Origin of the sequence: Fusobacterium sp. JB019, from assembly GCA_030673965.1 — a bacterium.
Taxonomy (GTDB): Bacteria; Fusobacteriota; Fusobacteriia; order Fusobacteriales; family Fusobacteriaceae; genus Fusobacterium_B.
On record JAUTCN010000003.1, the window covers coordinates 125,337 to 149,658 of the forward strand.

Genomic DNA, 24,322 nt, shown 5'->3' on the forward strand with positions numbered 1-24,322 from the left:
AATTATGAAAAAATTCTTATATTTAATAATTTTAACTAACTTGTTTTATAGTTGCCAAAATTTAAATACTGTAAAGCAACCTAAAATTATTAAACCAAGTATACTTGTTCAAGATAACTTCATACTTAATAATTCTGGAATTAACTATTTTTTAGATATTACCAAAGATAATATTAAAAATAAAACTTCTAGAACATATTTAACAAATAATCACCCTGAAGTTTATTTAGGAGAATATGCTATTATTCCGATAGATAATATAGATTCTTTTTCAAAAGAAATACCTAAAGTACAATCTTATGACGCTTTCATAAAAGATAATAATTTTTATTTTAGAAGTATATATCAAGGATTTTACTCATTTTCTTTCATAAAAGATAATCAAATATTAAAAACTATTACTATTAATAATATCTCACGTTATAAAATATCAAAAGCTAATTTAGAAAATATGATTTCTGAAAATATTACTATTAAAGACTTGGAAAATTTAGAAAATAGTGTTACACTATTTAAAATGCTTTTTCCAGAAAATTCAAAAAATAAAGAATTTTCTATAGCCTTACTAGATTTAGCTATAGAGAACTCTGATATTAATATTTTTAAGAAAGAAAGTAAATATTTAGAAAATAACTTTGATCTTAGTTCTCTTGAAAAAATTAAAATTATTAATGGAAAGACTTCTTTATTAAAAGAAAATATTCCATTTACTATTGAATATTTAAATTTCAAAGAAAATTCAAAAGAATTAAATGACTATATAAAAAGAGCAATTTTGAAAAAAATTAAACCAACAGCTCAAGAATTATTATTTCTTGAAGCTTGTTACACTAAAGAAAGAACTTTAGAACTTACTAACCAAATAAGTTCTTTTTATAAACTTTCAAATAATCCTACTAAGGCAAATTATTATAAAAGTGACAATTCTTTTTTATTACCTTTGCCTATAGATAGTACTATTGTTGAACTTGAAAATTTAAATAATTCTGAAAATATTAAGATTGATTCACCGTCTGAAGATAAGGCTAACATTTCATATAAAAATGCTTTAAATTATTATAAAAATAAAAGTTATGCTGAAGCTATTTTAGCTTTTGAAAAAGCTAAACTTTTAAAAACAAATTCAAGTAAAATTGAAGATGTTAATTTTTATTTAGGAATGTCTTACTACAACTCAAACAATACACCAAAAGCTATTGATAAACTAAAACTAGTTGATGAAAACAACTCAAATTATCCTGAAGCTTTATATAGACTTGGTGATTTAAATGCTAAGCAAGGAAATAAAGCTGAAGCTATTAAATTATTTAACCAAGTTAAGAATCTTTTCCCAAAAACTATTTGGGGAAGAAAAAGTAGCATATATTTATTAAAAATAAACTAAATTTATTATAAAGGAGAAATTATGAAAAGATATGCAGATTTTATAGCAGAAGATCGTCTTCTTGCTGAGCAATGGCAAAAAGTTGAAGAAATTAAAGAATTAGGATTCGCGCCATTTGGAAAGAAATATGACAAACAATTTATGATAGGTGATATATTAAAAAATGAGCCTGCAGCTGAAGGAGAAGAGCCTAAGTTATTTAAAACAGCTGGAAGAATCATGGGATATAGAATTCAAGGAAAGGCTGGTTTTGCTCACATTGAAGATCAAACAGGAAGAATTCAATTTTATGCAAGAAAAGATGCATTTGAAGATGAAAAGTTTTGGCAATTAGTTAGAAAATGTGGAGTAGGAGATATTGTTGGTATCACTGGTACATTATTTATAACTAGAACAGGAGAAAAAACTTTAAGAGTTAAAGAATTTACTTTACTTTCTAAAAACGTTAAAGCTCTACCTGAAAAATTCCACGGATTAACAGATGTAGAAACTAGATACAGAAAAAGACATATTGATTTAATCATGAATAAAGAAGTTAAAGAAACATTTATAAAAAGATCTCAAGTAGTAAATGAATTTAGAAATGTACTTGCAGATAAAGGATTCTTAGAAGTTGAGACTCCTATGATGCATCCAATTGTTGGAGGAGCTGCTGCTAAACCTTTTATTACTCATCATAATGCACTTGATATGACTTTATATTTAAGAATTGCTCCTGAGTTATATCTTAAAAAACTAGTTGTTGGAGGATTTGATAGAGTATTTGAAATAAATAGATGTTTTAGAAATGAAGGAATCTCTACTAGACATAACCCTGAATTTACTACAATGGAACTATATATGGCTTATGCTAACTATGAAGTTATGATGGATGTTACTGAAGAACTAATCCAAAAATCTGCTATGAGAGTTGCAGGAAAATTAGAAGTTGAATATAATGGAAAAACTATTGATTTAGGTAATTTCCATAGAGTTCATATGGTTGATATGATTAAAGATGTTACAGGAGTTGATTTCTGGAAAGAAATGACATTTGAAGAAGCTAAAGCTATAGCTAAAGAACATCATGTACCTGTTGCTCCTCATATGACTTCTATAGGACATATTATCAATGAATTCTTTGAAGAAAAATGTGAAGAACATGTAGTGCAACCAACATTTATCTATGGACATCCTGTTGAGATTTCTCCACTTGCTAAAAAATCTCCAGAAGATCCTAGATTTACAGAAAGATTTGAATTATTTATTGATGCTAGAGAATATGCTAACGCTTTCTCTGAGTTAAATGATCCTGCTGATCAAAGATCAAGATTTGAAGCTCAAATTGAAGAAGCTGAACTTGGAAATGACGAAGCTACTCCAGAAATTGATGATAGTTTTGTTGAAGCTTTAGAAGCTGGCCTTCCACCTACAGGAGGACTTGGTATTGGAATAGATAGACTTGTTATGCTTTTAACTGGAAGCCCTACTATCAAAGATGTTATTTTATTCCCTACTTTAAAAAAGAAAGACTAATTAATTAGAATAATTAATATTTTATTTCTAGATAGCACCTATTAAGGGTGCTATCTATTATTTTTGAAAGGATTTATATATTTATGTTTATACAACTCTTAATACTTTTGTCTATAAATTTTGCTGGAATTTTGTTAGAACACTATTTTGATTTACCTCTTCCAGGAACAATTATAGGAATGTTTATTTTATTTATTTTACTTTATAAAAAAATCTTAAATGAAAAAAATATAGGAGAAATTTGTGATTTATTAGTAGGAAATATGATTATTTTTTTTATACCCCCTGCTATAAATTTACTTTCAACTATGGATTTATTGAAAACAGATTTTTTTAAGATTATTTTTTTATTAATTATAACTACTTTAATTACAATGGTTATAACTGGTAAAACTGTTGACTTTGTAATAAAAAGAATGGAGAAAAAATAATGAATTTAACAATTTTAAACACACCTTTTTTTGGAATTATTATTACTATACTATCTTTTAATATAGCTCTTTATATTTTTAAAAAATCAAAATTATCTATATTAAATCCTCTACTTATTGGAACTATAATAATTATGTTTGTGATTGAATATTTTAATATTCCTCTAGACTATTATAAAAAAGGAGGAGATATGATGACATTTTTCTTAGCTCCTGCCACTATTGCATTAGCTCTACCTTTATATAGACAGTTAAATAAATTAAAAATACATTATATCCCTATATTAATCGGGGGAATAGTTGGTGCTTGTTCTGCTATATTATCAGTTATATTTATCGGAAAATTATTAGGACTTAATACTGTTATATTAAAATCCTTTATTCCAAAATCTATCACTACACCTCTAGGTATAGAATTAAGTGAAGTTTTGGGAGGAATACCTGCTATTACTATTTTTGCTATTATAATTACTGGAATAACTGGAAATATTCTGGCTCCTAATATTTGTAAAATATTTAAAATTAAACATCCTATTGCTAAAGGACTTGGTATTGGAATATCTAGCCATGCTGTAGGAACTGCTAAAGCCATTGAAATGGGAGAAGTTGAGGGAGGAATGAGTGCTCTTTCAATCGTAATTGCTGGAATTTTAACTTTTATTCTTGCTCCTCTATTGAGCTTTTTAATATAAAAAAGACGAGTTATAAACTCGTCTTTTTTATAATTAGCTTCCCTACTAATTATACTATTACTTTGATTCAGATGTAAGTTTTCCTGTTTTTATCATAGTTAATACAAATTGATGTGCGTCCACTATTCCATTTGTATAAGAAAACTTTGTTTCCCCTTCATATAATCCATTCATAAGAACTTTTTGTTGTTCTTCTAAGTTAGTTTCTAAAGTTGGAACATCTATCTCTCCAGCTTTATACTCAGCTACCAAAGCATCATACATTTGGTCAAAAGTTTCTTGATAGATATCTGTTGTGATATCTATAAAATTGTTATCTGAATTCATTTTGCCTCCTAGTTATAAATCACATGTTTTATATAATAATTAATTTATTATTTCATTTGTGCTAATAATGTTTTATACTGTGTTCTCATTATTTTTATTGATATTTTTTTATGAATTTCATACCATTTTAAACTTAATGCTGCCATTCCTCTTAATGAATCACTTAACATTCTCTTTAAAAAATCAAACTCTTCATAACTTACTTTTAATTCTTTTAAAGCTTTATTTTCACAAGATTTTTTAACATAATCTAAGAATGATAAAACTCCTTTCATTTGCGCTGCATTTCCATAATTTTTTTCAAATTCTTTTTTTATTTCTATTATAAATCTTGATAAAAACTTTTTATGATTTTTTTCAAGTTTTATAACATATTTTCTTTTACCTTTTCCAATTTTTTGCATTAATCCCATCATTCCAATCATAGATGACATTTTATTCATCTCCATTGGATTAACTTTTTCTGGATTTATTCTTTGACCTTTCATTAAAAACCTCCGCTCTATATTTTTCCTATTATCTTTTCTATATGTTCCTTTGAAATACTACCTTCTCTTAAAATTCTAATATTTTTATTGCTCATATCTATTATAGTTGAAGCTTCTCCTATTGGACTTTCCCCACCATCTATAATTATATCAACTCTTTCTTTAAATTTATCTGATAATTCCTCATACGAACGAGGAGTAGGCTCTCCGGAAATATTTGCACTTGTAGTTGGAAGGATTCCACCAGCACTTTCAATAATTTTCAATGCTATCTCATGATTAGGCATTCTAACTCCAACTGTCTCTCCATTTGAAATCATTATCCCTGGAACAACATCTTTTTTTCTTAAAATTATTGTTAGTCCTCCAGGCCAAAATTTTTCTATTAATTTTAATACTTTTTCTTTGTTATAATCAATATAAGCTATTTCCTTTATTTTTTCTAAACTACTTACAAGAGCTATCAAAGGTGATGAAAAACTTCTAGTTTTAGCTCTATAAATATTCTTTATAGTTTCCTCGTTAGTTATAATTCCACCAACACCGTAAACTGTATCTGTTGGATAAATTATTATTTTTCCTTCTTTTAATTTTTTTCCTATTATTTCATAGTTTATATCTCTTGCTTTCATCATTTTACACCTCTTAAAAAACAAAGTCTTCAAAATATTTTATCATAAAAATTTTAAAAAAGCTAGTGATAACACTAGCTTTTTCTGTATTCTAAGCTCTCTTTAATACTTATTTTAAATTATCTATACTTTCAAATAATTCTGAAACTGACTGATGTGTTACTATTCTTCTTATTGCTTCTGCAAATAAATTATCTATAGATAAAACTTTTATTTTATCTATTTTCTTATCTTCTGAAAGTCTTATAGAATCTGTAACTATCACTTCGTCTACTGGACATTTTTCTAATCTCTCAACTGCTGGACCTGAAAGGATTGCATGACTACAACAAATATAAGCCTCTTTAGCTCCTCTTTTCATTATTGCCTCTACTCCATTTGTTATTGTTCCTGCTGTATCTATCATATCATCTATAAATATTGCTCTTTTACCTTCTACATCACCAATTAAATTCATAACTTCTGATAAGTTTGGTTTTGGTCTTCTTTTATCAATTATTGCAATTTTACAATCTAACCATTCAGCTAATTTTCTAGCTCTTTTTACTCCACCAATATCAGGAGAAACTACTACAGTTTGATCCCCTCTAAATCCTTTGTTTATAAAGTATTTAGCTAATAAAGGTAATGCTTGTAAATGATCAACTGGAATATCATAGAATCCTTGAATTTGATCTGCATGTAAATCCATAGTTACTACTCTATCTGCTCCTGCAGTAGTTAATAAGTTAGCAACTAATTTTGCTGTAATTGGTTCTCTAGGACTTGATTTTCTTTCTTGTCTTGCATAACCATAATAAGGCATTAAGATATTAATTGTTTTTGCTGATGCTCTTTTTAAAGCATCTATAAAAATTAATAATTCCATTAAATTTTCATTTACTGGTCCTGATGTTGGTTGAATAACAAATACGTCATTTCCTCTAACTGTTTCATCAACTCTTACATAAATTTCTCCATCTTTAAATCTAACAATCTCTGCCTTACCTAAATCCAAATCAAGTTTTTTTGCTATCTTACCAGCTAGCTCCAAATTTGATGTTCCTGAAAAAATTTTAACTTCTTTCATGTCCATTTCCATAATTTTTTTATTTCCTCCATTTAAGTTTTGTTAACTGTTTCGTTCTTTCTACAGCAAGTGCATTAGCTGGCACATCCTTTGTAATTACAGATCCAGCTCCTGTCAATGCTTTGTCTCCTATATTTAAAGGAGCTACTAACATTGAACTACTTCCTATAAATACTTCTTCTCCAATAATCGTATCAAATTTATTTACACCATCATAGTTACAAGTTATTGTTCCTGCTCCTATATTTGTATCTCTTCCTATTGTTGCATTTCCTAAATAAGTTAAATGCCCAGCTTTAACACCTGGTTCTAAAGTCGATTTTTTAACTTCAACAAAATTCCCTATATGAACTTTATTTTTCAAATGACTCTTAGGTCTTAAATGAGCAAAAGGTCCCATTGTAACATTATCTTCAACTACTGATTCTTCAATTACTGATGATTCTATAACTATATTATTTCTAAGTTCACTATCAATTATTCTAGTATTTCCAATTATTTCACATTCTTCACCTATTTTGGTATTCCCTTGTAAAATAACTGTTGGATATAAAATTGTATCCTTTCCAACTTCAACTGTATCTTCAACATAAGTAGTTTCCGGATCAATAAAAATAACTCCTTTTTCCATTAACTCTTTATTTTTTCTTTCTCTTAAAACTTTAGAAGCTTTAGCTAATTCTACTTTAGAATTTACTCCTAATATTTCTTCATTATCCTCTAATACAAAACTTGAAATTTTACTATTTTCAGATACTTGAATTTTAATAATATCTGTTAAATAATATTCACCTTTTTCATTATCATTTGTAACTTTATCTAAAGCTTCAAATAATTTTTTTGCATTACAACAATAAACTCCAGCATTTACTTCTTTTATTGCTTTTATATCTTCAGTTGCTTCCTTTTCTTCTACTATGGCTGCTACAGCTTTTCCTTCTTTCACAATTCTTCCATAACCAAATGGATTTTCATAAATAGAAGTTAAAATAGTTGTTGTAGATTTTGTATTTTTATGATATTCATACATTTCTCTTAAAGTTTCATTTCTTAAAAGAGGAGTATCACCACATAAAATCATAACATCCCCGTCATAATCTTTAAGTAATTCTTTTGCTTGTAAAACAGCATGCCCTGTCCCTAACTGTTCATTTTGAGTTACATATTTTATTTCCCCTAACTCATTTAATATTAACTCTTTTTTATGACCTAATATAAGTATATTCTCTTCTATATTTAGTTTGTTTAATTCATTTAATATCTTTTTTACCATTGGAATTCCATTAACTTTATGGATTACTTTTGGTAAATCAGACTTCATTCTTGTTCCTTTTCCTGCTGCTAAAATTAATGATTTAAGTTCCATTTTACATCTCCTTAAATTTAAATCTGACTATTCATTATATCACAAGTAATAGCTATTTTCAATATAATGACTCCTATGTAAATCTTTATCCATTTAATTTATTATAAGCTTCATTAACCTCTTTAAATTTTTCTTCATGATAATCTTTAACTTCTTGTGTTTCATTTGAAAATTTATCTGGATGATGCATCTTTGCTTTATCTCTGAAAGCTTTTTTTATTTCTTCTTTACTAGCTCCTGATTGTAACCCTAAAACCGAATAATATTTTGATTTATCCTCAAAGGGATTCCCTCCAAAAGTATTTCTTGATCTTGAATGATTTTCATTGTTAGAGTAATATCCATTTTGACCAGTATAATTTTTAAAAAAATCCTCAAAGTCTTGTTGATTTCCTGTTCTATAATAATATGTTCTTGTTCCTCTAGGTCTATTCCTATTCTTAATAAGATTGTATATTATTATGATTAAAATAATTGGGAAAAATTTTATAATTATAAAACCAAACATCATAAATAAAGACATCCCAACAAATAAAACCATTAATAAAATAATTAATTCCATTTTTTCTCCTTTTTTCACTATATAAACTATTTTATTCTTTTTATAAAAATAAAATAGAAGAAAGAACTCTCTTTCTTCTATACATTTTAAAATAATTTTCTAGAAATTACAATATTTATTTAATTTTTTGTTTCAAAAGAATTATTTTATCTAAAATATCTCTATCCCTAGGATCTATTCCATAAGCTGCTCTGTATTCTCTTAAAGCCTTCTTCTCTCTTCCCATTTCTTCATATTTTTTTGCAAATTCAAGATGAAGACTATATATATCAATATCTGAAAAAATAGCTAAATCATAATGTTTAGTAGCCTCTACAATGTTTCCTATTCTAGAATAAGCATTTCCTAAAAGAAAATGTACAAAGGGAGCATTTTTTATTTTAGAAATAGCTTTTAAAAAATATTTTATTGCTTCTTCTAATTCATCTAATTCATAATATAAAAATCCTAAAAAAGCAAAATTATCTCCATTGTCCTTTTCTAACTTCACTAATTTTTCATATATATTTATAGATCCTCTATAATTTTTTCTATAATATGTTAAAGCTGCTAACTCTCTTAATTTATTTATATCTTCTGGTTCACCTAATAATGCCAGCCTAATATTTTCTTCTTTCTCTATAATATTTTCTGTATTATTATACTTCTTAAAAATTTCTGTCTTAAGCATTATGTCACCTCTCAATATTGAAAATCAAAACTAAGTATATTTTGCAATTAATTATTTATCTTTTTTTTCATTTTTTTTAGGTTCTTCTTCATTATTTTTAGGAACTGGGTTTCCAAACATCCATTCTAAATGTCTTCTTAAACCTAATAAATCAATCTCTTTTCCATCTACAACTATTTTATTTTCCTCAGGAATAGCTACATAACCTTCTGCTAAAGGAATATTTTTATCTAAACTATGTTGTACTTTTATTGTATGATCTAACCCGAAAGGTTGAAATTCTGTTTTAACTACTTTTATTAAATCATCACTCTCTAGAATTTTTTTCACTTGATCTGGAGTAATTTCTCTTTGAGGTGGATAATCTGCTACAAATAAAGTATGTTCAGATATAAATTTAACTTTATCTTCTCCTAATTTTTCAAATAATTCTATTGTATATCTTCCTCTTTTAGGAATAATAAACTTATCTAAATCAAATATCTTTTTCCCTACACCAAAAGGATCTATCATAGGTCTAAATTCACCTTTAGTTATTAAATCATCATCTACACCATTTATTCTTATTTCAAATAAAGTTGGTTTTAATATTTCTTCGATAGTTAATATTATCGACATATGATCCATAGGTACAGGAAATATAGGCTGAATCATATTATCAAAACTTCCCAATATATCAACTGCTCCACCTAATTGTTTATTCATCTGTGCTCTGTGTGCAACTACTATACTTTTTACTTTCATAATCTTCTCCTATTCTATAAACTAAATTTATTTTTATTCTCTTTATGATATATTAACATAATTTTAACAAAATTTAAACATTCTATTTCTTATTTGTTTCTATTGGCTATATATTCAGCAAGTTTTAGTAAATTTTTTCCTTCTTTTTCATCAAAATTATCTAAAATTTTAGACTTTGCTTTTGTTACAATTTCCAATAATAATCTTTTACTCTCTTCCAAACCTATTAATGAAGGATATGTTGATTTTTGTAGTTCAGTATCACTTCCTATAGGTTTTCCTAAATCTTCAAAAGTTCCTTCTATATCTAAAATATCATCCTTTATTTGAAAAGCTAATCCTAATAAATCTGCATATTCTTCTAACTCTTTTTTTAATTTATCTGAAGCATCTCCTATTATACATCCTATTTCTATAGGCAATTTTAATAATTTCCCTGTTTTATTTTCATGAATATATTTCAAAGTGTCTATATTGATTTTTTTTCCTTCGCTTTTTATATCTATCATTTGTCCACCAATCATTCCATTTATTCCGGAATAACTAGAAACTTTTCCAATTATTTCAACTATTTTATCTGAAGATATTAAACCTTTATTTTTTTCAGATAAAATATTAAAAGCATGGGTCAATAATGCATCCCCTATCAATATCCCTTCTGCTTCTCCAAATTTTTTATGAGTTGTTAAAACTCCTCTCCTGTAATCATCGTTATCTAAAGCAGGTAAATCATCATGAACCAAAGAATAAGAATGAATCATTTCTATTGCCACTGCACATGGCATTCCCAATTCTTTATTTTTATTTAAAATATCTAAAATCATAAATAATAAAATAGGTCTTATCCTTTTTCCACCATTTAAAATAGAATATTTCATTCCTTCTGATATTTCATTAGGATATGTCAACTCAGATAAATATTTTTCTATATTTAGTTCCACCAATGCTTTATTTTCATTTAAATAAGATTTTAGCATTTTATTACTCTTCCTCCTCTAAAATAATTTCTCCATTAACTTCTCTAATTTTTAATATTTTTCCTTCTGCTTTATTCAACATATCGGAAGATTTTTTTATAAGCTTCATAGTTTTTTCGTATTCTTTTATAGAATCTTCCAAAGTTAATTCTCCTGATTCTAATTTTTTTATCATTAAATCAATCTCTTTTAAATTTTCTTCAAAACTATTTCCTCTTGCCAATTTATACCTCCCTATTTATATTCTCAATAATATTTTAACAAATATTATTAATTACTTCAAACAAAAACTCCTATGCATATGCATAGGAGTTCCTTTATTCCTTCACAAAAAAAGATATTGCCTTTTTTCCATAAAGTCTTCTATCTCTGAATTTAAATCCTTCTATATCTTCAATTAAATCCTCAAACATATGATGCTCACAAATTATTAAACCACCATCTGCTAAAATATCTGCTTTTCTAATTTCTTTCATTACATTTCTACATAATTCTTCTTTGTATGGAGGATCCATAAATATAATGTCAAACTTCTCATTTTTCTTTCCTAAAATTTTAACTGCTCTTAAAACATCATTCTTATAGGCCCTACATCTATTTTCAAAACCTAAATTATTTATATTTTCTATTATTATTTTTAATGCTTCAGGATCTTTCTCTATCATTATTGCTCTTTTAGCTCCTCTACTTAAAGCCTCTAAAGCTATATTTCCAGTTCCACTAAATAAATCTAAAAAACAACAATTATTTATATATGGAAGTATCATTGAAAACAGAGATTCCTTTACATTAGCAAGAGTTGGTCTAGTTTCCATTCCTTTTCTACTTTTTATAACTCTTCCTTTTGCTTCTCCAGCTATTATTTTCATAATTTCTCCTTTCCTAAATATTTTCTAATAAATAAACATAGAATCACCAAAACTAAAGAAGTGATATTCTTTTAAAACTGCTTCTTTATATACATCTAACATAAATTCTCTACTAGAAAATGCAGATACTAACATTAGTAAAGTAGATTTTGGTAAATGAAAATTCGTAATTAATGCATCTATTATTTTAAATTTATATCCAGGATATATAAATATATCTGTATCATCTATTTCAGAAATTAATTTTCCTTTTTCTATAGCTGCTGATTCTAAAGCTCTAACAGTTGTAGTTCCTACAGCCACTATTCTTCTTCCCTCTGCTTTAGCTTTATTAATTATTTCACAAGCTTCCTTAGGAATTTCAAATTTTTCAGTATGCATTTTATGATTTAAAACATTCTCCTCTTGAACAGGTCTAAAAGTTCCTAAACCAACTTCTAAATATACATCTACAATTGTAATTCCTTTTTCTTTTATCTTTTCCAAAAGTTCTGGAGTAAAATGTAATCCTGCTGTTGGAGCTGCAACTGATTCTCCTCTTTTTGCATAAACAGTTTGATATCTAGATTGATCTTCTAATTTTTCTACAATATAAGGAGGTAGTGGCATTTTTCCTAATTTATCTAAAACTTCTTCAAAAATACCTTCATAATAGAATTTCATAATTCTATTTCCATCTTCCTTTATCTCTAAAAGTTCTCCAATCAACTCTTTATTATCTCCAATATATATTTTTTGTCCTAATTTTAACTTCTTAGCATGCCCTAATAAACATTCCCAAGTATCTAAACTTTTTCTTTTTAATAATAATACTTCTAAAACCGCTCCTGTTTCTTTTCTTCCAAACATTCTAGCGGGAATAACTTTAGTTGAATTTCTAACTAAAACATCTCCCTGTTTTAGATAATCTATTATATTATAAAAATGCTTATCTTCTGTTTTTTTATTTTTTTTATCTACCACCAAAAGCCTAGCATGATCCCTAGGTTCTCTAGGATGTTGCCCTATCAATTCTTCTGGAAGATTGTAATCATAATCCTTTAACAATGTAGACATTTTCTCTCCTTATTTTTATACTTTTTTTCCTATTATAACTCTTTCTACTCCACCATAGTCTAATACTCTAGCCTTTATTTCATATCCTCTATTTCTCATCATTAAAACTACAGTTTCTCCTTGATTATATCCAACTTCAAAAGCTAAATATCCACCTTTTTTCAAATAATCCCAAGACTCTTTTGTTATTTTTTCATAAAAATAATAACCATTTCCATTATCAGTTAAAGCTCCTTTAGGTTCATATATCTTAACCTCAGGCATTAATTCTTCATACTCCTCTACTGGAATATATGGAGGATTAGAAACAATCAAATCATAACTTCTATAGTTTATGTTTTCAAATATATCCGATTTTAAAAATTGAACATTTTTAGCTGAATTTAGGTCTTTATTAGAATTAGATACTTCTAAAGCTCCCTCACTAATGTCTATTCCTAAAACTTCACTTTGAGAAATTTGTTTTCCTAAAGAAATCGATATTGCTCCACTTCCTGTACCAATATCTAAAATTTTAGGAAACTTTTCTTCTGCTAACAATTTTATGCATTCATCTACTAAAATTTCAGTATCTGGTCTTGGTATTAAAACTCTTTCATCAACATTCATAGGATAACCATAAAATTCCCATTCTTTTAATATATATTGTAAAGGCTCTCTTTTCTTACCTCTTCTATACATATAATTTCTTATAATATTCTTCTCTTCTTCTGTTATTTCAACATTAAAATTAAGCATAAGAGCATTCCTTTTAACTTTTAAAACATGAGAGAAAATATATTCTGCATCTAATCTAGCGTTTGGTACTTTATATTTTTTCAAATAACCAATACTTTTTCTTAATAGAACTAAATTTTCTTTTTTAAAATCTTTTTCTCTTATAACTTCAACTGTATTTTCTTTTTCTTTCTCTATGTCATCAAATTTTTTATTTTGTTTTACCATTTTCAATAAAATTCTTTTTATCTTTAATTTTTCATCTGTTGTTAATTCCATTTCAAAATTAGAATAAAGATTAATTCTCTCTATTCCCAGTACAAAGCTTATAACTTTTTCACTTTCTAAACGAGATTTTGAAAAGGAGTATTTTTCTAAATACTCCTTGGAAAATTTTATTATTTCTAATAATTTCATAAACTACCCCGCTATGTTTTTCAACTTTTCTGCCTGATCAAAAGTAGTTAAAGCATCTATCATTTCTTCCACATCTCCATCAAGGAACGCTTCTAATTTATAGACTGTAAATTTGATTCTATGATCTGTTATTCTACCTTGTGGAAAATTATATGTCCTTATTTTTTCTGATCTAGCTCCACTTCCAACCTGTAATTTTCTTTCACTTTCAACTTCAGATCTTTGTTTTTCACATTCCATTTCATATAATTTTGAAAGTAAATGTTTCATTGCTTTTTCTCTATTTTTTAACTGAGATCTTTCATCTTGACACTGAACAACTATTCCTGTAGGTAAATGTGTTATTCTAACTGCAGAATCAGTCATATTTACATGCTGTCCTCCAGCTCCTCCAGATCTATATGTATCTATCTTTAATTCTGATGGATTAATTGATTGAATTTCTTCTACTTCATCTATTTCAGGTAGTACTGCAACTGTGGCTGTTGATGTATGTACTCTTCCTGCTGATTCAGTTTCTGGAACTCTTTGAACTCTATGTACCCCAGATTCATATTTTAGTTTAGAATATGCTCCTTGACCACTTATAGAAAATACTACTTCTTTTACTCCTCCAACTCCCACTTCTTGGAATTCAATTACATCTATTTTCCATCTATGTCTTTCCGCAAATCTTGTATACATTCTATAAAGATCTGCAGCAAAAAGTGCAGCTTCGTCTCCTCCTGCTCCACCTCTAATTTCTATAATTACATTTCTATCATCATTAGGATCTTTTGGTAAAAGTAATATTTTTAATTCTTCTTCTATTACTGGTAATTTAGATTCTAATTCACTCATTTCTTCATTCATCATTTCTTTCATATCTGGATCTTTTTCAGCCTTGATATTTTCTTTTATAAAGTCTAACTCTTCTTTAAAAGATTTGTATTCTGTATATTTTTCTACTATTGGAGTTATTTCTGTTAATGCTTTGTTATACTCAATCATTTTTTTAGTATCACAAGCAATTTCAGGAGTTCCTAATAGTTGTGTAAGCTCTTCATGTCTTCTAACTACTTCATCTAATTTTCCAAACATTCTATTCTCCTTATTTTTTCCTATTTTTACTCATATTTTAACTTATAAATTATATCATATAATTTTATTTTTATCCAGAATTAAAAAAGAGGTCCTAATCTTTACTATATTAGAACCTCTTAATTTTAAATTTTAATTCTATTTAGCTTCTTCTTCAGCTATTACTCTATTTATTTCATCTATTATTACATCTGGATTTAAACCATGAGATGATATTCCTTCTCCTAAAGATTCTCCAGCAGCTACCATACATCCAATACAACCTAATCCATATTTTCTAAAAACCATTCCTACTGCAGGATATTTTCTTGCTACTTCTAATATATTACTATCTTTAGTTACTGCGTTTGCCATATTCTCACCATTCCTTTTATTTATTAAGCTTTTCTAGAATAAGTATACCTAAATTTATAATGTTTGTCAATCAAAACTTACTATCTTCCAACAACATTTAACAAATCATGAACTCTAACTATTCCAACTAATTTTCCTTCTCTCATTACTGGTAATACAGATATTTGACTTTCTCTATTTTCCATCAAATCTAAAGCCTCAATCGCCATAATACTATCTTCAGCTGATGTAAAGTTTTTAGTCATTATATCTGATGATTTCATTTTAAAGAATTCTTCTTTTTTAGATAAGGCTCTTCTTAAATCTCCCTCTGTAATTATTCCTACCATTTTATTTTCACTGTTCATTACACAAACTGCCCCTAATCTTTTTTTAGTCATTGTTAATATTAATTCATCAACAGAATCTTTTTCATCAACTAAAGGAACCGCATCTCCTGAATGCATTACGTCTTTAACCTTCATAAGTAAACGTCTTCCTAAAGTACCACCTGGATGATAAACTGCAAAATTTTCAGGCTTAAAATTTCTTTTTTCTATTAATATTGCTGCTAGAGCATCTCCCATGACTAATGTTGAAGTAGATGATGACATTGGAGCTAAGTTTAAAGGACATCCTTCCTTTTCTATCCCTATATTTAAGACACATTCAGAAGCTCTTCCTAAAGGAGATTTTGCATTTCCTGTCATAGCTATAATTTTAGCTCCTATCTTTTTGATTGATGGCATTAATGATAAAACTTCATCACTATTCCCACTATTTGATATTGCTATTACAATATCTGATGTACAAATCATTCCTAAATCTCCATGCAACCCTTCTGCTGAATTCATGAATACAGTATGCGTACCTGTAGAAGCTAAAGTAGCAGCAATTTTTTTACCTATAAGCCCTGATTTTCCAATTCCTGTTATAACTACCTTTCCTTTACAATTAAGTATTAAATCTACAGCTTTTTCTATATTTTCATCTAATTTATTTCTAACTTTTTTTAATTCTTCTATTTCAGAATCAAAAAGATCTTTAGCTTTATTTATAATATCCAATTTTCTCCCCCTATTTAATTTATATTTAACACAACTATCATTATACATTTTATAATTATATATTTCAATATAAAATACTTTTAATTAAATATTAAATTACCTATTAATAATTTTGTATTTATGATAAAATATACTGAAAATAATCTAAAATTTTAGGAAGTGTAATTATGTTTTTACCTACAACTTCAGAAGAAGTTAAAAATATGGGTTGGGATTCCCTTGATATAATACTTATATCTGGAGATACCTATATCGACTCATCATATAATGGAACTGCTTTAATTGGAAAGTGGTTATTAAAAAATGGATTTAAAGTTGGGGTTATTGCTCAACCTGATATTAATTCTGATAAAGATATAACTAGATTAGGAGAACCAAATTTATATTGGGCTGTTTCTGCTGGGTGTGTTGACTCTATGGTAGCTAACTATACTGCCACTAAGAAAAAAAGACATAAAGATGACTTTACTCCAGGAGGAGAAAACAACCGTAGACCTGATAGAGCTTCTATTGTCTATACTGGACTTATTAGAAGATTTTTCAAAGGTAGTTTAACTCCAATAGTTTTAGGAGGAATTGAAGCTAGTCTTAGAAGAGTTGTACATTATGATTATTGGTCAAATAAACTTAGACGTTCTCTAATTTTTGATGCTAAAGCTGACATACTCTCTTATGGTATGGGAGAAAAATCTATGGTTGAACTAGCTAAAGCTATTCAATCTAATAAAAATTGGACACACATCAGAGGTCTATCTTATATTTCTAAAGAACCCAATAGAAAATATATAAATATCCCTTCTTTTGAAGAATGTGTTCAAGATAAACTTAAATTTGTAGAAATGTTCAATATTTTTTATAAAAATTGTGATCCTATAACTTCTAATGGATTAAATCAAAAACATGGAAATAGATATCTTATTCAAAATCCACCTTCAGAAACTTTTTCTTCTGAAATGTTAGATGAAATCTATGGTATGGATTACGAAAGAGATGTACACCCATATTATAAAAAAGATGGCGTAGTCAGAGCTTTAGACACTATTAGATACTCTTTAACTACTCATAGAGGATGCTACGGAGAATGTAATTTCTGTGCTATTGCTATCCACCAAGGAAGAACTGTTTCTTCTAGAAGTAAAAATTCTATAGTTAAAGAAATTAAACATATCACTGAAGATAAAAAATTTAAAGGTCATATATCTGATGTTGGTGGTCCCACTGCAAATATGTATCAAATGGAATGTAGTAAAAAATTAAAGCTAGGAGCTTGTAAAGATAAACGTTGTCTTTATCCTGAAGTATGCCCTGCTTTAAAACCTAATCATTCAAAACAAATAGATTTACTAAAAACATTAAGAAACATGGATAAAATTAAAAAAATATTTGTAGCTTCTGGTATTAGATATGATTTAATCATTGGAGATCAAAAAGAAGGGCAAAAATATTTAGAAGAAATTGTTGCTCATCATGTCTCTGGTCAAATGAAAATTGCTCCAGAACATACTGAAGATAAAATATTAAACCTTATGGGAAAACCTAAAAAAGATAAATTGCAAGAATTTAAAGATAGATTTTATCAACTTAATAAAAAACTTGATAAAAAACAATTTTTAACTTATTATTTAATAGCTGCACATCCTGGATGTAATGAAAAAGATATGATGGATTTAAAAGTTTTTGCATCTCAGGAGTTAAAGATAAGTCCTGAGCAAGTACAAATTTTTACACCAACTCCATCTACTTATTCTACATTAATGTATTACACTGAAATTAATCCTTTCACTATGAAAAAAATTTTTGTAGAAAAAGATATTGGGAAAAAAGAAAAACAAAAGAAAATTATTATACCTAAACATTTAAATTCTTATTCAAAAAAATCTAAGAATAAAAATTCAGAAAATAATAATAAACAAGATTTTAAAAACAAAAAATCTAATTTTAAAAGTAATAATAAAAAAAATAATTCAAAGAAAAAATTTAAATAATTTAATAAAAGTTTTAAAGGAGGCACAATGAAACCTATAGTTGCTATTGTTGGTAGACCCAATGTTGGTAAATCTACTCTTTTTAATAAATTAGTTGGAGATAGAGCTGCCATTGTTGATGACCAACCAGGTGTTACTAGAGATAGACTTTATAGAGACACTGAATGGAATGGAAAAGAATTTGTTTTAGTTGATACAGGAGGACTAGAACCAAGAAGTAATGAATTTATGATGACAAAAATAAAAGAACAAGCTGAGGTAGCTTTAAATGAAGCTGATGTTATAATGTTTGTTGTTGATGGAAAAGCTGGACTTACAGCCTTAGATGAAGAAGTGGCTTACTATTTAAGAAAAAAAAGCAAACCAGTTATTGTTTGTGTTAATAAAATAGATAATTATTTATCTCAACAAGATGATCTTATTGATTTCTGGGCACTAGGCTTTGAACATTTAATTGGTATTTCTGCTGAACATAAATCAAATTTAGGAGACATGCTTGATTTAATTATTCAATCATTTCAAAGCATTGAATTTCCCGAAGAAGAAGAAGGTCTAAAAATTGCAATAATTGGAAAACCTAACGCCGGTAAATCTTCTCTTGTTAATAAGCTTTGCGGTAAAAATAGAACTATTGTTACTAATATTGCAGGAACTACAAGAGATGCTATTGATACTGTTGTGGAATACAATGATAATAAATATGTTTTAATTGATACGGCTGGAATTAGAAGAAAGTCTAAAGTTGACGAAGCTTTAGAATATTATTCTGTTTTAAAAGCTTTAAAAGCAATTAAAAGAGCCGATATTTGTTTCCTTCTTTTTGATGGTAGTGAAGGACTTACTGAACAAGATAAAAGAATTGCAGGTATAGCTCACGAAGAGAAAAAACCAATTGTTATTGTATTTAACAAATGGGATTTAATTAAAAAAGATAAAAATACGATGAGAGAAAAAAGAGAAGCTTTACTAGCTGAGTTACCTTTCTTATCATATGCTCCTATCGAATTTATTTCTGCATTAACAGGACAAAGAACAATTAACTTATTTGGAATATCTGATCAAATTTATAAAGAATATACAAGAGTTATTTCTACTGGACTTCTTAATACTATTATAAATGAAGCGGTTATTATGAACCCTCCACCTACAAGAAAAGGAAGAGTTACTAAAATAAATTATGCTACACAAGTTTCTACAGCACCACCTAAATTTATTTTATTCTGTAACTACCCAGAATTAATGCACTTTTCTTATATGAGATATATTGAAAATAAATTAAGGGAATCTTTTGGATTTGAAGGTTCTCCAATACAAATTATTTTTGAAAAGAAAAACTAAAACAAAATATAAAGCCTCTAAGTTTTAAAACTTAGAGGCTTTTTTATTGAGAAATTTTATTATCTAATTTAATTTAAAATGAGTAAGTCCATCCAATTGCAAATTCACCATAATAATCATCTGCATCATCTGTTGCACCAGCATGTCCATCATATTTGTTAAATTCATACAAATAATATCCGTCAATACTTAAAGCATCTGTCACTAAATATTCAGCTCCTAATTGAACTCCATATTTATTATTTTTTTGCCACTCTTGAGAATCTTTCATATCTACATCATGAGCAAATTGATATCTTAATTCCCCATTAATTAATAATTTATCATTTGAGTATAAATCTGCCATTACTCTTATTTGATGTACAGATTCTTTCTCTATACCATCATTATTATAATCTCCTCTATAATCACTTACTTCCACATAATATCCTAAAGAAACTGAGCCATATGTTGCAATAACAGGCATTGCTTCTAAATAGAAACTATCTGCATCATCATTTCCATTGCTGCTAACATAAGCTGGTTCAAACCATCCTGAGAACATTCCGTAAGAATAATCTCCAAGTAAGAAATAAGAATCAGATTCTTTCTCTTGTCTCCATCTAGCTCCTAAATTAAAGTTTTCATAAGCTCTCATGGCTGATAAGTCTATCCTATGATCTACTGAATGAGTCCCTTCATCTGTATCCATTGACCATGTTTTTCTTGCCATTAATTCAAAAGTCCAGTCATCTCCATAAGTTAAACCAACTGTATTTGCAAAGTGAAGTTCTTGACCTATATCTTCTGCTCCTGAATCATTATCTATTTCTAAAGATTGTCCCACAAAAGTTACTCTTAACATAGGTGCTGTTTTTACTTCTTTTACTGTTTCTGCTACTGGCATAACTTCTTTAGCGTAAGCTGCTGAAGCTAATGATAATGCTGCTAATAAAATTGTTAATTTTTTCATATTCCCCTCCCGAAATTTTTATTATTATATTTATTCTAAAAAGAATAACTTTTAACACAAACTCCCTCTTTTTTTTCAACAGGTTTATTTACTAGTAAATATATCAATCCAAATAATAATATAACTGCAACACCTGTTAAAATAGTAAATCCGTTTCCTGTTATAAATAATCCTATTTGATAAACAATTAAAGATATTACATATGCAAATATTGTTAAATAAGAGATTGCAAACCAAGTCCACTTAGAATTATTCATCTCTCTTTTTATAGCTCCTATAGCTGCAAAGCAAGGAGCACAAAGTAAATTAAATATCATAAACGAATAAGCTGATATTACTGTAAAATCTTTTGCAAAATTTTGCCAATATTCTGTTCCATCTTCTGCAACTTCAGCAAAACCATAAAGTACCCCTAAAGTCCCTACAACATTTTCTTTAGCTATCAAACCTGTAAAAGTTCCTACTGTTGCTTGCCAAGTTCCAAAACCTAGAGGTTTAAATATAGGTGCAATAAAAATCCCTATAGCTGCTAAAAAACTGTGATTATTATTTTCAACCATAGCTATTGAGCCATCAACATATCCAAACCCTTGTAAAAACCACAATACAATAGCTGATGCTAATATAACTGTTCCTGCACGTTTGATAAATGACCAGCCACGTTCTCCTGTACTACGTAAAACATTATTTAATGTTGGCATATGATATGACGGTAATTCCATAACAAATGGAGCTGGATTTCCTGCAAACATTTTTGATTTTTTTAATATGATCCCTGAAATTATTACAGCTGCAACTCCTATAAAATAAGCTGAAGGAGCTACCCACCATGCACCTTTAAATAAGGCTCCTGCTATTAATGCGATTATAGGAAGTTTTGCTCCGCAAGGAATAAAAGATGTTGTCATTATAGTCATCTTCCTATCTCTATCTTGCTCTATTGTACGTGACGCCATAATCCCTGGAACTGAACAACCTGATCCTATTAACATTGGGATAAATGATTTTCCTGAAAGTCCAAACTTTCTAAAAATTCTATCCATTATAAAGGCCACTCTTGCCATATAACCACAATCTTCTAAACAAGAAAGAATTAAAAATAAAACTATCATTTGAGGAACAAAGCCAAGGACTGCTCCTACTCCTCCTATTATTCCATCTACAACTAAACTTACTAACCATGGAGCCACTTTCATTCCTTCTAAAAAACTTGTTACAGCAGGAGGAATCAAATCTCCAAATATAACATCATTTGTATAATCTGTAGCCATTGTTCCTATTGTAGTGACTGATAAATAATACACTCCAAACATAATTAACGCAAAAATAGGTAATGCCATTAATCTATTTGTTACAATAGAGTCTATTTTATCTGAAAATTTCAAATTCGATGTATTCTTTTTTTTCACACTTTTATTTACCACTTTTGCAATATAAGAATATCTTTGATTTGTTATAATACTTTCAGTATCATCATCAAGTTCATTTTCACATGAAAGAATATGTTCTTTTATATGAGCTACTGTTTCTACATCAAGATTTAACATTTCTATAATTTTTTCATCACGCTCAAAAAGTTTTAAAGCAAACCAACGAATACTTCCTTTATCAACCTTTTTCTCAATTAACTCTTCAATGTGTCCTATGGCATGTTCTACACTTCCTTCAAAAACATGAGGCAATTCATAAATAGACTCGCTTTTTGCAAGTTTAATCGCTTTTTCTGCTGCTTCTTTTGCTCCTATTCCTTTTAAAGCAGAAGTTTCAACTATCTCACACCCTAAAGCTTTTCCCAATTCTTTTAAATTAATTTTATCTCCATTTTTACGAACAACATCTATCATATTTAAAGCAACTATAACTGGTATTCCTAACTCAATAAGCTGAGTTGTTAAGTATAAATTCCTTTCAATATTTGTTCCATCAATAATATTAATTATTACATCTGGTTTTTCATTAATTAGATAATTTCTCGCTACAACTTCTTCTAAAGTATAAGGAGATAGAGAATATATTCCTGGCAAATCTTGAATAATAACATCCTGATGTCCTTTCAACTTCCCTTCTTTTTTTTCAACTGTCACACCTGGCCAATTTCCAACATATTGATTACTCCCAGTTAGATTATTAAACATAGTTGTTTTCCCACTATTAGGATTTCCTGCTAATGCTATTTTTATACTCATTTTTTCCTCCAAAATAAAATAACTAAAGTTAGTTTCAACTAACCTAATATCATAAAATATTACTCAACCTCTATTAATTCAGCATCTGATTTACGAATAGATAACTCATAACCTCTAATATTTACCTGTATCGGATCTCCTAATGGGGCCACTTTTCTTATATAAATCTCACTATTCTTAGTTATTCCCATATCCATTATTCTACGTTTTGTAGCTCCTTCACCATAAAGCTTTACAACTTTTACAGTGTCCCCTATTTTTATATTATTTAATGATTTCAAAACTGTTCCTCCCTTATATCTAACATTATTAAGAAACTCAAAATATAAGTTAGATAAAACTAACTATTCTTGAGCTAAAAGAATTCTATCATAAGTCCAAACTAATGTCAATACAATATTTTAACAATCAAACTTTTTATATAAAATAAAAGCCTTTATTTTTTAATAAAGGCTTTTATTTTATATAAATTTTGTTATTATCATTTTTGCTGCTGTTATTGCTGTTATTATTAAGAAAAATGGCTTTATAAATCTAGCCCCTTTTAATATAGCTATTTTAGCTCCTATTTGCGCCCCTAAAAACATAACAATCCCTATTGCTATTGCGTAAGGATAATTTACTTTACCAAAGTATATAAACATTGCTAAACTAGCTAAATTTCCTGTTAAATTAAGAATTTTAGAATTTCCACTAGAATTTATAAATTCCATACCATATATTTTTATAAAAGCAAAAGTTAGGAAAGAGCCTGTTCCTGGACCAAAAAATCCATTATAAAATCCTATTATTGTAGCCATAAGTGCTCCTTGTATCATATTCTTTTTTGTTTTACCTTTGTAGTTATCTTCAACTCCTATTCCCTTGTTAAACCACATATAAAAAAACATAATTACAAGAAGTATTATTATTAAAGGTTCCAAAAAAGCATCATTAATTTTAGTTAAAATATATACTCCAAAAGCTGCCCCCATAATATTTAAACCTATTAAATACTTTAAAATTTCAAAATTTGTTTTACCAGAAGTAAAAAACTTTAAACTACTACCTATAGAAGAACAAACTGAAGAAAATTTATGCGTTCCCATAACTAAATGAATTGGCAAACCTGTTGATATCATCGCTGGTAAACTAATCAACCCACCCCCACCAGCAATAGCATCAACTGCTGCTGCAATAAAACACATAATTAAAACAAATATAAAATTTTCAAAAGACATCGCCGTAAACCACCCTAACATAACTCCCCCTTTAAAACTTTTTTAGTTAGATTCATTATAACATAAAAAAGAATTAAAAAAGACTAGAAAATATAATCTCTAGTCTTTTTATTATTATCAATATACATATCTATGTATATTAAATTTATTTGATTATTTCAGAAACAACTCCTGAAGCAACTGTTCTTCCACCTTCTCTGATAGCGAATCTTAATCCTTGTTCCATTGCGATTGCATGGATTAAT

At 27.7% G+C, this 24,322-nt stretch carries 27 protein-coding genes; 6 read left to right on the forward strand and 21 right to left on the reverse strand.

Annotation, left to right across the window (positions count from 1 at the left end):
* Window positions 1-4 precede the first annotated feature (4 nt).
* The 4 genes from Q7K47_03430 (at window position 5) to Q7K47_03445 (ending at window position 4,022) form a co-directional block, all read left to right on the forward strand.
* Window positions 5-1,384, forward strand: coding sequence for a tetratricopeptide repeat protein (locus Q7K47_03430; protein MDP0506260.1), 1,380 nt, complete (start codon window positions 5-7; stop codon window positions 1,382-1,384).
* Window positions 1,385-1,405: 21 nt separating this feature from the next.
* The gene (gene lysS, locus Q7K47_03435) at window positions 1,406-2,899 is read left to right on the forward strand and encodes a lysine--tRNA ligase (protein MDP0506261.1); all 1,494 of its coding nucleotides are present in this window, start codon (window positions 1,406-1,408) and stop codon (window positions 2,897-2,899) included.
* Between the two features lie 83 nt (window positions 2,900-2,982).
* Window positions 2,983-3,330: a CidA/LrgA family protein gene (locus Q7K47_03440; GenBank protein ID MDP0506262.1), complete on the forward strand. Its 348-nt coding sequence runs from the start codon at window positions 2,983-2,985 to the stop codon at window positions 3,328-3,330.
* Entirely contained in the window at window positions 3,330-4,022 is a 693-nt protein-coding gene (locus Q7K47_03445) for an LrgB family protein (protein MDP0506263.1), read from the forward strand. The genes Q7K47_03440 and Q7K47_03445 overlap by 1 nt, the downstream gene beginning before the upstream one ends.
* A gap of 57 nt (window positions 4,023-4,079) precedes the next feature.
* Here the strand turns inward: Q7K47_03445 and Q7K47_03450 are convergent, their stop codons facing one another.
* From Q7K47_03450 to Q7K47_03525, 16 genes are all read right to left on the reverse strand, one after another.
* Window positions 4,080-4,349, reverse strand: a complete 270-nt coding sequence (locus Q7K47_03450; GenBank protein ID MDP0506264.1) for a hypothetical protein — start codon at window positions 4,347-4,349, stop codon at window positions 4,080-4,082.
* Between the two features lie 47 nt (window positions 4,350-4,396).
* Window positions 4,397-4,837, reverse strand: a complete 441-nt coding sequence (locus tag Q7K47_03455) for a hypothetical protein (GenBank protein MDP0506265.1) — start codon at window positions 4,835-4,837, stop codon at window positions 4,397-4,399.
* 14 nt (window positions 4,838-4,851) lie between these two features.
* A complete protein-coding gene (locus tag Q7K47_03460) occupies window positions 4,852-5,472 on the reverse strand; it encodes an L-threonylcarbamoyladenylate synthase (GenBank protein MDP0506266.1) in 621 nt (206 codons plus the stop codon).
* A gap of 106 nt (window positions 5,473-5,578) precedes the next feature.
* Window positions 5,579-6,550: a ribose-phosphate pyrophosphokinase gene (locus Q7K47_03465; GenBank protein ID MDP0506267.1), complete on the reverse strand. Its 972-nt coding sequence runs from the start codon at window positions 6,548-6,550 to the stop codon at window positions 5,579-5,581.
* Window positions 6,551-6,557: 7 nt separating this feature from the next.
* Window positions 6,558-7,904, reverse strand: a complete 1,347-nt coding sequence (glmU, locus tag Q7K47_03470; protein ID MDP0506268.1) for a bifunctional UDP-N-acetylglucosamine diphosphorylase/glucosamine-1-phosphate N-acetyltransferase GlmU — start codon at window positions 7,902-7,904, stop codon at window positions 6,558-6,560.
* Between the two features lie 85 nt (window positions 7,905-7,989).
* Window positions 7,990-8,466: a DnaJ domain-containing protein gene (locus Q7K47_03475; protein ID MDP0506269.1), complete on the reverse strand. Its 477-nt coding sequence runs from the start codon at window positions 8,464-8,466 to the stop codon at window positions 7,990-7,992.
* 115 nt (window positions 8,467-8,581) lie between these two features.
* Window positions 8,582-9,136 carry a hypothetical protein gene (locus Q7K47_03480; protein ID MDP0506270.1) on the reverse strand — a complete coding sequence of 185 codons (555 nt, stop codon included), beginning with the start codon at window positions 9,134-9,136 and terminating at the stop codon, window positions 8,582-8,584.
* Window positions 9,137-9,187: 51 nt separating this feature from the next.
* Window positions 9,188-9,880, reverse strand: a complete 693-nt coding sequence (locus Q7K47_03485) for a hypothetical protein (GenBank protein MDP0506271.1) — start codon at window positions 9,878-9,880, stop codon at window positions 9,188-9,190.
* An 89-nt stretch (window positions 9,881-9,969) separates the two neighbouring features.
* A complete protein-coding gene (locus tag Q7K47_03490; GenBank protein MDP0506272.1) occupies window positions 9,970-10,857 on the reverse strand; it encodes a polyprenyl synthetase family protein in 888 nt (295 codons plus the stop codon).
* A 4-nt stretch (window positions 10,858-10,861) separates the two neighbouring features.
* Window positions 10,862-11,080, reverse strand: coding sequence for an exodeoxyribonuclease VII small subunit (xseB, locus tag Q7K47_03495; GenBank protein MDP0506273.1), 219 nt, complete (start codon window positions 11,078-11,080; stop codon window positions 10,862-10,864).
* 94 nt (window positions 11,081-11,174) lie between these two features.
* A complete protein-coding gene (gene rsmD, locus Q7K47_03500) occupies window positions 11,175-11,726 on the reverse strand; it encodes a 16S rRNA (guanine(966)-N(2))-methyltransferase RsmD (protein MDP0506274.1) in 552 nt (183 codons plus the stop codon).
* A gap of 24 nt (window positions 11,727-11,750) precedes the next feature.
* Window positions 11,751-12,782, reverse strand: coding sequence for a tRNA preQ1(34) S-adenosylmethionine ribosyltransferase-isomerase QueA (queA, locus tag Q7K47_03505; protein MDP0506275.1), 1,032 nt, complete (start codon window positions 12,780-12,782; stop codon window positions 11,751-11,753).
* A 15-nt stretch (window positions 12,783-12,797) separates the two neighbouring features.
* Window positions 12,798-13,916 carry a peptide chain release factor N(5)-glutamine methyltransferase gene (gene prmC, locus Q7K47_03510; GenBank protein MDP0506276.1) on the reverse strand — a complete coding sequence of 373 codons (1,119 nt, stop codon included), beginning with the start codon at window positions 13,914-13,916 and terminating at the stop codon, window positions 12,798-12,800.
* Window positions 13,917-13,919: 3 nt separating this feature from the next.
* A complete protein-coding gene (gene prfA / locus Q7K47_03515; protein ID MDP0506277.1) occupies window positions 13,920-14,996 on the reverse strand; it encodes a peptide chain release factor 1 in 1,077 nt (358 codons plus the stop codon).
* Window positions 14,997-15,134: 138 nt separating this feature from the next.
* Window positions 15,135-15,350 carry a DUF1858 domain-containing protein gene (locus Q7K47_03520; GenBank protein MDP0506278.1) on the reverse strand — a complete coding sequence of 72 codons (216 nt, stop codon included), beginning with the start codon at window positions 15,348-15,350 and terminating at the stop codon, window positions 15,135-15,137.
* A gap of 80 nt (window positions 15,351-15,430) precedes the next feature.
* Window positions 15,431-16,444: a KpsF/GutQ family sugar-phosphate isomerase gene (locus tag Q7K47_03525; GenBank protein MDP0506279.1), complete on the reverse strand. Its 1,014-nt coding sequence runs from the start codon at window positions 16,442-16,444 to the stop codon at window positions 15,431-15,433.
* 116 nt (window positions 16,445-16,560) lie between these two features.
* On the opposite strand from Q7K47_03525, the gene Q7K47_03530 reads away from it, so the two are divergent.
* A complete protein-coding gene (locus Q7K47_03530; protein MDP0506280.1) occupies window positions 16,561-18,381 on the forward strand; it encodes a YgiQ family radical SAM protein in 1,821 nt (606 codons plus the stop codon).
* A 27-nt stretch (window positions 18,382-18,408) separates the two neighbouring features.
* Window positions 18,409-19,719, forward strand: a complete 1,311-nt coding sequence (gene der, locus Q7K47_03535; GenBank protein ID MDP0506281.1) for a ribosome biogenesis GTPase Der — start codon at window positions 18,409-18,411, stop codon at window positions 19,717-19,719.
* 73 nt (window positions 19,720-19,792) lie between these two features.
* Here der and Q7K47_03540 read toward each other — a convergent pair whose 3' ends face one another.
* The 5 genes from Q7K47_03540 to Q7K47_03560 all read right to left on the reverse strand — a co-directional run.
* Entirely contained in the window at window positions 19,793-20,671 is an 879-nt protein-coding gene (locus tag Q7K47_03540) for a hypothetical protein (GenBank protein ID MDP0506282.1), read from the reverse strand.
* A 35-nt stretch (window positions 20,672-20,706) separates the two neighbouring features.
* On the reverse strand, window positions 20,707-22,857 hold the full coding sequence (feoB, locus tag Q7K47_03545; protein MDP0506283.1) for a ferrous iron transport protein B: 2,151 nt from the start codon (window positions 22,855-22,857) through the stop codon (window positions 20,707-20,709).
* A gap of 59 nt (window positions 22,858-22,916) precedes the next feature.
* On the reverse strand, window positions 22,917-23,138 hold the full coding sequence (locus tag Q7K47_03550) for a ferrous iron transport protein A (GenBank protein MDP0506284.1): 222 nt from the start codon (window positions 23,136-23,138) through the stop codon (window positions 22,917-22,919).
* A 180-nt stretch (window positions 23,139-23,318) separates the two neighbouring features.
* Window positions 23,319-24,098, reverse strand: coding sequence for a TSUP family transporter (locus tag Q7K47_03555; protein MDP0506285.1), 780 nt, complete (start codon window positions 24,096-24,098; stop codon window positions 23,319-23,321).
* Between the two features lie 124 nt (window positions 24,099-24,222).
* Window positions 24,223-24,322, reverse strand: a 100-nt coding sequence (locus Q7K47_03560; GenBank protein MDP0506286.1) for a hypothetical protein, incomplete at its 5' end; no start/stop codon positions are given.